Here is a 12268-nt window from a genome sequence, read left to right as displayed (position 1 = left end):
TTGTCTGTTATTACTGCAGCGGATATGGGAGTACTTTGGATGTATGAACCAAACCTAGATGCCCTATTTCCTAAAGCATGGACAGGTGGACCTAGTGAAGAAATCAAAAAAATGCGGATGAAGGTGGGAGAAGGGATTATTGGTAAAACCTTTAAGGATAACAAGTCCTTTATTCTTACAAATATAGAGGACGTCCTTTCGGAATCATCTAATATTTCACCAGATAACCTTTTTTATCTGTATAATTCTATCCAATTTAAAGATTTACAGACTATTATTTCAGTTCCTATAATGGTGGAGAATCATACTTTGTGTGTTTTAATTGTCTATCAGAGTGGTCCTTCTCCTCTTTTAACTAAAGATGATCAACAATTGTTGGAAAGTTTTTCTGATCAGGTTTCTATCGCATTAAGAAACTCGAGGCTCTATCAAACTCTAAAAAAACATAATGATCTTTTACTTCAACGAGATATAATACACAATAGCCTAATAAAAATGTCTCTTCAAAGTAAAGGATTAAAGAAAATCGCACATGAAATTGGAAAGATGATCAACCGTCCATTAATGATAATAGACTTAACTGATAATCAACTATATTCAAATCCGACAACCTGGGAATTGGAAACTCCTATTGAGTCGATAAAAATAAATACAAAACTACAATCAGAACCTTCTTTTACTAAAATGGAGTCTTTAAACGACAAATCATTATATATTTATCCTATTATTGCTATTGATGTTCCTATTGGAATAATGATAGTAGAAATGGAGCAAGATGATCTTTTTCCTTTAAATAAGATGATTATTGAACAGGCAAGTTCCGTGATTGCATTGGAAATTATTAGAAGACAATCTCTAGTAGATTCATATTATCAAAAAACAAATGATTTATTTAATGATTTTATTCAGTGCCGAGAATATAATCTGATACGTAGTAAGGCCAATGAGCTTGGAATTGCGTCTCATTCTTATTACATGTCCATAATTATTCATTTACATCCTCATTCAGATTTTCATTTTTTGAATATGCAAATGCACAGTCTAATTACACAAATAACAAAACATTTAGGAATATACGTTTCAATCGTTTTTGGTTATGGAAATAAAGTAACGATAGTTAGCCAATTCAATAATATTGCAGATGAAGACTATGTAAAAAACAAACTAAAACTAATTCATTCCAACTGGTTTCAAGTGCATGATGAATTACTTAAAATAGGAGTCGGTTCTTGCTATCCAAGTATGGATAATATAGCAAAAGGTTACTCGGAAGCGGAGAAAGCACTTTCCTTTCTTATTTCAAGGCAACTTAAAACCATTATAAATTATCGAGATATTGGTATTAATCGTTTATTTATTCAACAACCGATCGATGACTTGAACTCTTTTATTAATGAAGTATTTAATCCTCTTCAAACTGATAGGGATAATACTTTGGATTTGGAACAAACCTTGGTTACCTATATAGAAAACAATCGCCAAGCTACACAAACAGCCAAACTTTTGCATATCCATGTTAATACTTTATATCAAAGACTAAAAAGGATCGAAGAAAAGCTTCAAATTTCATTCTCAAATACTGAAGACATTTTAAAACTTCAGCTTGCATGTTATTTAAGATTTTCGATATCACGTTGAGTTAATGCTCTAAAATAGAGCCTTTCTATTAGAGAACAGAAACCAACAGATTTCAACTAACGAAGCGAGTAAGTAAACAATAGTTCGTTTACTTACTCGAAGTGAAATCTTTTTTTGATTTTTCTTTGCACATAACTATTAGAACGACTTTCTTTTGGACGTAGCCATACTCTTCAGCCTTCACTATCCGAAAACTACGACCAACCTGCCCCACCGATACTAACTTCATTAACTAATGGGGTAACGTCATTTTAGTAAAGGACAACTTTTATCCGAACGTTCATCCATTCTTCTGTAAGCCAAGAAAAACGCTAAATACAAATGCTATTTTACTGCTTCCATATGTCATTAACGATTCCAATCACTGGCAAGCTGCTTCGATGATTTCATCTTACCTTCAGATTTTAATGAATAAATACCCTCTATATCTTTAAAATTCAGATCACAAAACCTTTTTTTTATAAGTTACTTAATTCATGTAGAAAATCAAAGTTATCTTCTTTAAAATCAAAATCCCCGAAACCGAATACACCATCGTTTTTACAATACTCTTTTTATAGTATAACCTCTTCGATATTTTATACTAAACTGCCGCTTTGGTTTGATTGTATCATTTCACAAAGGATTTCCGAGATCTACTTGATATTTCGGAAATAAAATAGAACATCAAATGATGGTCTGATTAGCTAAGGCACCCGTTAGTTAAAGAATAAAACTACTAATTATTAATAACTACTTTTTCACTAAATATTTGTTATTAACATCATTCCTTCTTCAATTAGTTCTGACAGCCGTAATTTTGCAAGTTGAAATTGCAAATCGAGCGATTGTATCAGGACCCATACCTAGAGGTAGAGTACCTACCACAATACCAAGACCTGTTTGTTCCACGCTAAAATCTGGTGAAATAGAACCATTAATTGCTAAAAGATTCACTGTAGAACCGATAAATGTATCTAGCACTTGTCTTATTGGTCGTTCACGACAATCACAATCACATCCGGAATTAACAGGAGCTAACAAATTAATAGTAGGTCCTGTTGGCAAAAATCCTACTCCTGTCACATCTGAAATATTTACCACAAAAGTTCCTTCTACACCTGTAATAGTAACTAAAAAATCATTTACTTCAACAATTTCGTATTGGAAAAAGAGAGGAATTCCCACGGCGTCTGCAATCGTGCCAAGGATTACAGTTTCCCCAACAAGTTGTTGTAAGACGGACTGAAGTGGAGAGACACAACAGTCACAAAGACTCAAACAAGGGGCCTCTGGAGGCAAAGGAGGAAAACATTTAGTTTTACTAACCGACGGACAACCTCTATTTATTTTCACTCTAACTATCTTCCCTTTTTTGACATTTATTCATCCTATCATTTTTTTAATATATGATTATAAAGAAATATGAGATGGGATTAATACCGAAGCAGGTTCTTATTGAACTAACCTGCACCGTTAATTCAATAAGAAAAAAGTTGCCTAAGCAACCTTATGATCTTCGCTATAACACCCGTTAGTTTAAGTACATTGCTTCACAATCTCGATTAAACCCCTTCTTTTGTATATTCAGTAAAGGTGATGAAATCTCCACAATCCAAAATACTGTCATTGTATGTCTATTAACCCATTGCAAATGCCCCGATAAACATTAACCATAGACTTACACAGACTAATAACATCATTACTAATAGGTTGGATGTTTGAAAAAAAGCTATTATTATAAACGTAAAAAGAAGAGCTATTATAAAACTACTCTTAATAAATCCCTTTTTACTTATCTCCGCTTGAATCATTATGAACAGTATTGCGATTATAATAGGAAGTAGAAACAAAAAATGACCTCTTGGTTCAACTTTTATCAAATACGATATTCCATCTCCGCTTCTCTTATTTAACTACCCTGCCTATTTTGTTTAAGTACACTTTTTCACAAACTATTAGTTTTCTAATAAAACATCGAATTCTTTAACATAAACTGCATTTCCAGTAATCTCTATATCATATTTATCTTCATTCTTAGAAACTTGTACCATTACCCGACCATCTTTTTCAATTTCGTGACCTTGGTCAACTACTATATTTAACCGTTATTTAAAATTGTTATTTATGTATTTAGCATAAAATGCACCCATTACCCCAGAAGCTGTACCAGTAACTGCGTCTTCAATGGTACTTGAGTATGGTGAGGAGAAGTGTCTAGCATGCATATCTGCATTAGAATCATAGGTTTCCAAACAAAAAGGATGTACTGATGATTTAGGCATTTCCTTTAAAATTTCAGGAAACTGTTTATTATTTGGTTCCATTTTTTTAAAAGTATCAAGTTGTTTTATCGGTATTAGAAGTGTCCAAATACCTGTACTTCCAAAGAGTATCGGTAAATCAGCATGAAGGTCTGATTCTTTTAGTCCTATTGAGTTGGCTAAATCTTCTTTAGAACCTGTAAATTCCTTGAATTGAGGTGATGCCTGTTTCATTGTTATAAATATTTCACTATCAACGGGAGTGTTAATTATAATCGGTAGAATTCCAGCGTTTGTTTCAATTGTTAACTTTGTTTTTCTCCTAATAACCCTTTACTTTTTAAAGCATAAACTGATGCCATTGTTGCATGACCACATAAATTCATTTCATGCCCGGGTGTAAAAAATCGTATTCTAAGGTCCGCTACATTCGATTTAACTGGAAAAGCAGTCTCATTAAAGCCTACTCTGAAAGCAATTTCTTGCATTTCTGCATCAGTCAATTCATCACCATTTAACAATACTCCGGCAGGATTTCCCTGGTTAGGTACTTTACTAAACGCATCATAATGATAAACCTTTATCGACTTTACAAATCATTCCTCCAATTGGTCAATTTAGAATTCCTTAACATTTTACCATTCATTATTAATTTCTTGTGCAACTAAACTGCCCCTTAGTTAAAGTGTATCATTCATAATGTATATCTGAGATCTACTTAATGTTTTGGACATAAAAATAGACCATCGAAATGATGGCCATATTTTTCTAAAGCACCCGTTAGTTAAAGAAGTGCATCCAATTTATGAAGTAACTTCCACCTATATTATATAACTTTCCAACTCATCTTTTTGACGCAAGTGATGACGAAAATGCATTTCAACTAAATTATACCATTCCCTAGCATTCAGCCAGCCGAAACCCCCATGTTTAATTTTATTATTTGGGTTAATATAATCTACTTTCGATTCCCATTGGCTTAATCTTTGAATTAACAGATCCATCCTGCTAATTAGGTCTTCCTTGCTGTCTGAATTATTTGGTGGAGAATTTAGTTCATTTGGTAATCGTATTTTAATAGGTGGAAACCCTCCGTTCCTAAATAATTGCTCGCCAAACTGAGTCTTCCCAAGTGGTTGTTCCACATTCAATGTAGCACATGTTTCCATATTATCAAGATACTCATGAGCAACAAGAATTAAATGGTCATACATCTGTCCAATAGACCAAACCCCTTCTTCCGAGATATATCTTAATTGCTGCAATGAATAATTGTAAAGATCACTCTTGAAAGTAATAAGCAGTTTATTAACACTCACCAAAATACTCCTTTGTTATCGTTAAATTAAATCTAAAATATTCGTTTTAAACACAAACCTGTGTCTTTAGTTCAATAAGAAAAAATGCTTTACTCATTTTTAAAGTAAAGCACTCGTTATTTCAATAAGAAAACTATAATTTTTTTTCAAAAAAGGTTAAGGATAGTTGTTCATTTACAATGACCTCTTTCATATTTCGAAATCCATTCTTTTTATAAAAACTAAACTGCTGGAATATTTTTATGAACCTGTCGCTACTTTTATTGTTTCAACCTGGAACTTAGTTTCAATGAAATTTAAAAGCAACTGTGCAATTCCTTTTCTAAAATGGTTTGGATGTACGATTAACCTATGTATATCAACAACATCCTCTACTTTTATAGATATTGCTCCGCATAATTCTTCATTTTCATAATAAGCAAAGAAAGTTTCTCCGCAATGTTGCAAAGTATAAACTGTATCCTTTAATGGTGGTATTTCATATGAACCGATTATTTCTGCCTCTACCTTATATGATGGTATTTGAATGTTTAAAACATCTTCAGCGTTTTTACGATTACTTATATCAATTATTTTTATCAATGGACCCACCTCATTTTACTATTTCTTCTTCCAAAACTGCATCTTTTAGTTTTTTTTTCCAAACATCTCATACCACAATAATCATCATCTTCGCATACCCACACTTTTTTCTTAACTTCTTTCCAACAGTCACTAATAAAACCCTTTTATACTCAATCTCTTCTTCGTTCGTGTTTCCGAATATAAAACATTCTGTCATTCCATTCATGCCATTATTCTATTTGTTTAGATTTAGTGTTTAGTTAATAATACTTTATTAATCTTTTTTGAGAAACATTGAATAATAGCATTTATCTTCTTCCACTATACTGCTGCTTTAGTTGAACAAGCACTTACACCTAAGTTAATAAAGTTATCTAAGATGATTTCACAAAGTAAGATAAAATAGGGAACAAAATAAGTAATATCACTATACTTTGAATCAAAGTTAACAAAGTATCTTTTTTCCAAGTGTTATTTTGTGGATAGCGGTTGTTCAATCTTTGGAAAATAAGTAGGAAACCCCACCAAATCGATAAACTTATAAAGAACTGACTAATGTAATCATAACGCAACAAAACCCCTCCAAACAATCCTGGCGATTATACTTTTATACGTTCGTAAGACGAATAAGTTCCAGTTTTACGTACATTTTCCTACGTACTTGCCCAACTAATCTGCCACGTTAATCCAGTAAAAAAGAGTTGCATAAGCAACCCCGATGATCTTTAATAAAGCACCCGTTAGCTTAAGAATAAAGGAATTACAGCAGCAATCAATCCCTTTATCTCCAATCAAAATATTTTATTTTCTACTTCAAGTTAAAAATTCCCTTACCAGTTTCCATATTTATAGGCAATGACGAATGCTCATGAGCTATGACCCAAGATTCATTCACATTTTTTAAACCATATGTGAACCGATTTGTCATTTGACGAAGTTCTTCTCCAGAATCTTCTTGATGAGCAGCAAATGTCACAGCACAATGTACAAATGCGAGAAATGAATTTTCTTCAACTACTAGGTCATTAAAGTAAACTTTAAGTAAAACACCATCCTCGTTCAATCCATTAAACCACTCTACTACACTTTCCTTCCACGAAGAAATTCCTATAATATCCCACCTCCCCCAACAATCATAAATATGCAATTCAGGAGCATACATGGATAAGAATTTTTCAACATCTTTTTCATAAACCGCAGTTTTGTAATTTTCAAATACGTCTTGAACTTTGAAAAAAACCTCCGTCATAAGTGCATCCCCTTTACTATTTTCAGAAATGTAAGAATGTTACTATAGATGAATTCTATACTCAAACTTTTTTTCCTTCTTCAATAAACCTCCTTTGTTAGTTTAATAAGAAAAAACTATACCACTTATTGAAGTAAAGCACCCGTTAGTTTAAGTTCAGACAGACTTTCACAATCTTATTTTTTAACTTAAGAGAGCCTAGTAGTTAGTAATAGTTTTAATTCGGAAAGCATAAATTCCATCACCTTGATCCCAACTTGCGTGAATGACAAAAATGAATTCGCCTTCTTCCTCTGGTATTGTAAATTCATGGTTATTAGATCTTTTAAAATCCACGCCATTGTTTTCCCAAATACCAATTTCGATTGAAGAAGCTTTGTATTCAAAGTTAATTGAAATTGTTTTCCCTCTTGGAACTTCATGCACCTTCACCTTTTCTACAAGTTCAGCAGGGGATGCCGAGTCAGCATTAACTACTTCTCCATTTTCCGACCAAGAATATGTCCCCATTACATAAGAAATTTCTTGATTATTAACTGTTATAGTCGGATGGGGTGGTTTCAAATCTTTATTTTCTTTTGATTGGCATCCAGTTATAAAAAATATAAAAATTAATATCCATAGGCATCTTTTCATTCTAATCCTCCCACTGCTTTAAAATATAGGATTGTTATTTGTTCTAATACCTTGATGAACTAACCTGCGACGTTAGTTCAATAATAAAAAAGAGTTGCCTAAGAACCCATGATCTTTAACTAAAGCCTCGTTAGTTGTAGTCCTTTTTGTACTACATGGTTTTTATTCTTTTCCTAATTAATATCATAGGAATTCTTACAAATTGGATAATTGGTACAACCTTAAAACTCTCCATATGGTCCTTTTCTTTTTACCATATATCCACCACAAGAAGAACATTTAATAGGATTAACTAGTATACTAATATCTTTTAACGTACTAGAACATCTCCGAAAATTTGAACAGACTAAGAAGCACTTTCTGTCGGTATTGTTTTCTCTAATAACTAACTTCCCAGACATAAAATAGATGTCTTTCCTCGGCGTATCTATATTGGTCAACATTTATTAAGTCAAGAGATAGTAGGGATCATCAGAGATTTTATTTTAAAGAGTCGTCATCTCCAATCGTACTGCTGAGTTTCAGACCGCCCCCCATACCACACGTATCGTTCCTTCTACTTTAGAAGGTCAACGCAAGGGTTTTCATATGATATCCATTTTAGTGAGTCAATATATATTCAATCCTGTCATCAGGTATTACAACAATTTCAATAATACCTTGGATGTTTCCTTTTTACACCGAAAATCTTTTGCATCAATTGTGTTAGAAATAACTCAATCTCATATTCTAATTAACATTTTCTTCAATTAAAACAAGTGCCCGCTAAATAGAGGGCACTTGTTCCTTAATTAACAATCCGGCAATAATCTTGATGAACAAATTCGTTGAATTCGTTCAATCCAGTTAAACCTAGACTCATTCCTAAACCAATATCAAAAGTTCTTTCGGCAACTTTCCTATTACATAGGAAAGCAGCTATCCTGCGTTTTTTCTCTATACATTTATACTATTTGATATAGCAAACTTTTTTAGAGACTCAGAACTAAGTGTATAATACGCAACTTTCTTCTTCCACTGCTTAATCACATCAAATTGATCTTCGTCACTATAAATAAAGAAATTCATTTCTTTGTTTTTACTTTTTACGTTGATGACAAACGGTATCACATCCGTCTCTGGATTTAGGAAGTTTTCTTCATTACCTGGAAATATCTGTTTTCTTTCGAGAAATAGAGCTTCATTAAAATAGTCAGTAAATATATTTTTTTCTATCTCTTCTAATTCCTTTCCGTTAAATGTTACAGTAACATCTTTTGAATCAAGCTTTGGATGAAGTTCAAATTTACTTACAACCCATCCTACAACCGCACTCGGCGGACTCATTAACATCTTTAAAATTGTACTAATTACTATAATTAAAATAGTCATCGATGTCATATATATATCAACTCCTTGGAGAATTTCTGTTTACACTTTTTTGGAGTTTTAGTAGAAAAGAATATAGCAAAATCTTTTCTTTTAAAACTATATTGTCCTCTGTGGAATCACACAAACCCCTCATATACATTACCTATTCCAATAGTACCTATTTATAAGTATATAATTGAAAAACCTTATTCATTAGCCTATATGGTTGTTTGATTATTCACTTCTCCATCATAAAGTCTTTCAATATTTTTGTGACCATCCAATCCAACTAATTATTGACCATCCATTTACCATAAAAAAAGAATCATGAGGATCATGATTCTTAAGAAGATTCCAAGATAAACATAGTTATTTAAAGAAAATGAAGTGCTTCTGCAAATCGTTTAATTCCTTTGTCGATTGATTCTTCATCTTCTCTAGCAAAAGTAAATCGGACAAACCCTTTTTTAGATCCCATTGTTGAACCAGGAACATAAATTACACCCCTTTTAATAGATTCCTCTAGTAATTGCACTTCATTATAGTCTTTTTTAATCTTGCACCATATATGAATGCCGCCCAGTGGAATAGAAAACTCCACCTGATCCTTTAAATAAAAATTAAGACTTGCAACAATTTGATTTCTCCGTTTTACTAATTCCTTTATCAATTTTTTAGTATGATACTGGAAATTTTCAGATTCCATAAAATCATTAGCAATCCATTGTGTAAAGCTTGAATGGCCGAAGTCTATTTGTTGTTTTGCATCAGATAATCTTTCTATCACGGATTTTGGTCCTATAATCCAGCCAATTCTTAACCCTGAAGCAACAATTTTTGACAAAGAGCTAATATATAATACATTCCCGTGAGCATCCATTGATTTCAGTGTAGGGATTTTATCTCCAGTAAAAGATGTTAAGCTATAAGGATCGTCTTCTACTACAGGAATTCCAAGTTCTGACGATATATTTAAAATAGCTTTACGTTGTTTTTCATTTAAGAAAGAACCTGTAGGATTTTGATAAGTAGGATTTAAAAATATCATTCTAATTCGATGCTTTTTATATAATGACAGTAAATTATCGGGATTGATGCCATCTTTATCGACAGGCAAATAATATACCTTTAAGCATGCTGACCGAAAAATTTGAAGATTATAATTATAAGAAGGGTCTTCTATCGCAACTGCATCTCCAGGCTTTAACAAACACTGAACGACTAAGTGTAAGGCTTGTTGTGCCCCAGATGTAATCAGGATTGAAGAAGGATTGGTTTCAATTTCTCGATACTTATTTACATGTTTTGTCAGGGTATTTCTTAAGATAGCGCTACCCTGCGGGTGATCATATCCTAAGCTTCCAATGAAGGAACGAGTCGAAGTAATTTCTCTTAAAAAATTCATGGGAAATAGGTCTTCCGACAATTCTCCGCTAGCTAAATTAATTAATTTATGATCTACCGTTTCATTTCTTATTCTTTGCGTAACAGGTAGATTAGGCAAAAAAGATCCTGCTTCGATATACCTATTCCAGCTCGGAATACGTTTCTTTGCAATACCCCATATATCTTTACTAATGGTAGTCCCACTTCCTCTAGTTCTTTCAATGAGTCCATTAGACTCCAACTCGTCATAAGCAGCAACTATGGTGCTTCTGTTTAAGTCCAGTTCCTTCGCTAAATGCCTTTCAGATGGTAGTTGTTTATCTGGTGGAAATGTACCGTCTGCTATTCTATTTTCAATATACTCAGCAAGTTGTTTATATATAGCCTTTTTTGCTTTTCGATCTGGTTTCCAATCCATATGTAACAGTCCTTTTAAATTTTATTAGTAGCTCATCCTAAACAATCAAATTCTAGTGTAATTACTTTTACAAGTAACCATCCAATAATTCGTTATTTTAGCCATCCACTTATACATTTAAACTTCTTTTCGTAATCTTTTCAAACTTGAAACCCTTTTTATCATCAATGCTTATTCCTAAATTAAACCTTTTCGAAGTAGAAGAATTTTTGAACATATTTTGTATTTTATTGTTCTTCAAAATTACAGCAACTAATATTAAATAAATTCTGGTTTTACTCCAGAGATGAACAAATTCATGGGCTTTGAAACGGAAATACGCAGAAGCAGGTGCCAGAGTCATCGCTAGTGAATAGGAGTAACTGATGAAAAGGATGCGATGAGAAGAGTAGAAGAACAAGGAGCATATCGGATACGCCCAACAAATGGAAGTTTTAACCAATCACCAGACAAACATCAGCTAATGCAAGCAAAGAGATACAATATAGAAGTGACCAATCAAACCAAAAAAGAATTACAAGAAATAATAAAAGAATATGAAAGTAAATAATCTCCCATAATAGTATCCATACAGATTAACAAATCACGTATCATTACTACAATTGCGATCTCTAATGTATACCATTGAGAAAGAAAAAAGCAGGTGATAGTTGTGTGTGGAAGATATACACTTTTTACAGATTTTGAATCATTGCTTGAACGATTCGATGTTGAATATTCGATGGAAGAGGACTTATTCATACCCAGCTATAATATAGCACCCTCACAACAAGTAGTCTCTATTATTAATGACGGTAAAAAGAATCGGTTAGTAAAATTAAGGTGGGGGTTAATACCCGGATGGGCAAAGGATGAAAAAGTCTCCTACAAAATGATTAATGCACGTTCGGAAACAGTGGAACAAAAGCCAAGTTTCCGCAATGCTTTTACAAAAAGAAGGTGCTTAATACCAATGGATTCCTTCTTCGAATGGAAAAAACATGATTCTAGTAAGATACCCATGCGAATAAAGTTGAAGTCAGATGAAGTTTTTGCGGTTGCAGGTTTATGGGAGTCATGGAAATCTCCAGAGGGAAAAACCATTCATTCCTGTACAATACTGACAACGGAAGCAAACTCCTTAGTATCCGATATACATGACCGAATGCCTGTGATACTAAGACCTGAAGATGAAAAGGTTTGGTTAAGTACGGAGCTACAAGAACAAGAAAGGTTGAAAAGGTTATTAGTCCCGTATGATGCATCCGTTATGGAGACTTATGCTGTTTCTAGCGAAGTAAATTCACCGAAGAACAATCACGAAGGATTATTAAACAGCCTATAAATTAGGCTGTTTAATAATTAATGATTGATTTGGTATAGAAAAATAAACTTGGAGAATCATTTTCCGAGTTTATTTTTTCCTTACTTTTTTATTAATTGCTCAAACCATTGCTGGTCTACTTAAGTTGCTTGTTAAATGAAC

The 12268-nt window shown here is 32.8% G+C and carries 10 protein-coding genes and 2 pseudogenes; 3 read left to right on the top strand and 9 right to left on the bottom strand.

Features of this window, described 5'->3' with window-relative positions:
• Entirely contained in the window at positions 1–1638 is a 1638-nt protein-coding gene (locus tag OR571_RS16835; protein ID WP_282244428.1) for a helix-turn-helix domain-containing protein, read from the top strand.
• A gap of 774 nt (positions 1639–2412) precedes the next feature.
• On the opposite strand, the pseudogene OR571_RS16830 reads toward OR571_RS16835, so the two are convergent.
• The 9 genes and pseudogenes from OR571_RS16830 to pdxR form a co-directional block, all read right to left on the bottom strand.
• Positions 2413–2892: pseudogene (locus OR571_RS16830) on the bottom strand (hypothetical protein); the annotation flags it as partial.
• 683 nt (positions 2893–3575) lie between these two features.
• Positions 3576–4465: pseudogene (locus OR571_RS16825) on the bottom strand (PhzF family phenazine biosynthesis isomerase).
• Positions 4466–4702: 237 nt separating this feature from the next.
• The gene (locus tag OR571_RS16820) at positions 4703–5200 is read right to left on the bottom strand and encodes a DinB family protein (RefSeq protein WP_282244426.1); all 498 of its coding nucleotides are present in this window, start codon (positions 5198–5200) and stop codon (positions 4703–4705) included.
• Positions 5201–5440: 240 nt separating this feature from the next.
• Positions 5441–5782 (bottom strand): GNAT family N-acetyltransferase, encoded by a 342-nt coding sequence (locus OR571_RS16815; RefSeq protein ID WP_282244424.1) that lies wholly within the window; start codon positions 5780–5782, stop codon positions 5441–5443.
• A 67-nt stretch (positions 5783–5849) separates the two neighbouring features.
• Complete coding sequence (locus OR571_RS16810) at positions 5850–5990, bottom strand: hypothetical protein (RefSeq protein ID WP_282244422.1); 141 nt, start codon at positions 5988–5990, stop codon at positions 5850–5852.
• Positions 5991–6572: 582 nt separating this feature from the next.
• Positions 6573–7013, bottom strand: a complete 441-nt coding sequence (locus tag OR571_RS16805) for a YybH family protein (RefSeq protein ID WP_282244420.1) — start codon at positions 7011–7013, stop codon at positions 6573–6575.
• Positions 7014–7211: 198 nt separating this feature from the next.
• Positions 7212–7649, bottom strand: coding sequence for a hypothetical protein (locus OR571_RS16800; RefSeq protein WP_282244418.1), 438 nt, complete (start codon positions 7647–7649; stop codon positions 7212–7214).
• 936 nt (positions 7650–8585) lie between these two features.
• On the bottom strand, positions 8586–9020 hold the full coding sequence (locus OR571_RS16795) for a YfmQ family protein (protein ID WP_282244416.1): 435 nt from the start codon (positions 9018–9020) through the stop codon (positions 8586–8588).
• A 352-nt stretch (positions 9021–9372) separates the two neighbouring features.
• Complete coding sequence (pdxR, locus tag OR571_RS16790; RefSeq protein WP_282244414.1) at positions 9373–10803, bottom strand: MocR-like pyridoxine biosynthesis transcription factor PdxR; 1431 nt, start codon at positions 10801–10803, stop codon at positions 9373–9375.
• A 379-nt stretch (positions 10804–11182) separates the two neighbouring features.
• Here pdxR and OR571_RS16785 point away from each other — a divergent pair, with 379 nt between their 5' ends.
• On the top strand, positions 11183–11353 hold the full coding sequence (locus OR571_RS16785) for a hypothetical protein (protein ID WP_282244412.1): 171 nt from the start codon (positions 11183–11185) through the stop codon (positions 11351–11353).
• A 102-nt stretch (positions 11354–11455) separates the two neighbouring features.
• Positions 11456–12127: an SOS response-associated peptidase gene (locus OR571_RS16780; protein WP_282244410.1), complete on the top strand. Its 672-nt coding sequence runs from the start codon at positions 11456–11458 to the stop codon at positions 12125–12127.
• Positions 12128–12268: the final 141 nt, after the last annotated feature.

The sequence above is a fragment of the Psychrobacillus sp. NEAU-3TGS genome (genome assembly GCF_029955155.1).
GTDB lineage: Bacteria > Bacillota > Bacilli > Bacillales_A > Planococcaceae > Psychrobacillus.
This window is presented reverse-complemented; position numbering and strand designations above follow the sequence as displayed.